Source organism: Periweissella ghanensis, from assembly GCF_918814755.1.
Classification (GTDB): Bacteria; Bacillota; Bacilli; order Lactobacillales; family Lactobacillaceae; genus Periweissella; species Periweissella ghanensis.
Genome location: NZ_CAKKNT010000058.1, coordinates 1 through 815 on the forward strand (window position 1 = coordinate 1; position 815 = coordinate 815).

Below are 815 nucleotides of genomic sequence, written 5' to 3' on the forward strand. Positions count from 1 at the left end.
AAGGAGGATGAGAGATTCGAACTCTCGCGCCGGTTTCCCGACCTGATGGTTTTCAAGACCATTCCCTTCAGCCAGACTTGGGTAATCCTCCAAAAATATTCAACTATTACAATCTGACATTTACATCAATTGTAAATGTCCCGTACGGGATTCGAACCCATGTTACCGCCGTGAAAGGGCGGTGTCTTAACCACTTGACCAACGGGACAAAAAATTTATTTAAGCTCTATTAATAATACAACTACGGAGAAGGAGGGATTCGAACCCTCGCGCCGGTTTCCCGACCTACACCCTTAGCAGGGGCGCCTCTTCAGCCTCTTGAGTACTTCCCCAGACCAAGCAACACAATTATTTAACTACGTTACTTTATATGGGCCTAAATGGACTCGAACCATCGACCTCACGCTTATCAGGCGTGCGCTCTAACCAGCTGAGCTATAGGCCCATAAAGCGAATGACGGGAATCGAACCCGCGTATCGAGCTTGGAAGGCTAGCGTTCTACCATTGAACTACATTCGCATTATTCCTATTTAATTCGTAGTGTTACCACTACTATGGCGCAGGACGGAATCGAACCGCCGACACATGGAGCTTCAATCCATTGCTCTACCAACTGAGCTACTGAGCCATTTAACGGTCACAACGGGACTCGAACCCGTGATCTCCCGCGTGACAGGCGGGCGTAATAACCAACTATACCATGCGACCATTCAATTGCGGGAGCTGGATTTGAACCAACGACCTTCGGGTTATGGGCCCGACGAGCTACCGAACTGCTCCATCCCGCGATAATATTAAGTTAATCATCTTACGA

8 tRNA genes are annotated in these 815 nt (G+C 48.3%); all 8 read right to left on the minus strand.

Going from position 1 to position 815, the window contains the following annotated elements:
• Position 1: 1 nt before the first annotated feature.
• The 8 genes from LQZ76_RS09905 to LQZ76_RS09940 all read right to left on the minus strand — a co-directional run bounded on the left by LQZ76_RS09905 (position 2) and on the right by LQZ76_RS09940 (position 789).
• Positions 2–91, minus strand: a tRNA-Ser gene (locus LQZ76_RS09905).
• A gap of 45 nt (positions 92–136) precedes the next feature.
• Positions 137–208, minus strand: a tRNA-Glu gene (locus LQZ76_RS09910).
• A 36-nt stretch (positions 209–244) separates the two neighbouring features.
• Positions 245–332: transfer RNA gene (locus tag LQZ76_RS09915), tRNA-Ser, on the minus strand.
• A gap of 39 nt (positions 333–371) precedes the next feature.
• A tRNA-Ile gene (locus LQZ76_RS09920) sits at positions 372–445 on the minus strand.
• Between the two features lie 4 nt (positions 446–449).
• Positions 450–520 (minus strand) — tRNA-Gly (locus tag LQZ76_RS09925).
• A 36-nt stretch (positions 521–556) separates the two neighbouring features.
• A tRNA-Phe gene (locus tag LQZ76_RS09930) sits at positions 557–629 on the minus strand.
• Between the two features lie 6 nt (positions 630–635).
• Positions 636–709 (minus strand) — tRNA-Asp (locus LQZ76_RS09935).
• A gap of 6 nt (positions 710–715) precedes the next feature.
• Positions 716–789: transfer RNA gene (locus tag LQZ76_RS09940), tRNA-Met, on the minus strand.
• Between the last annotated feature and the right edge of the window lie 26 nt (positions 790–815).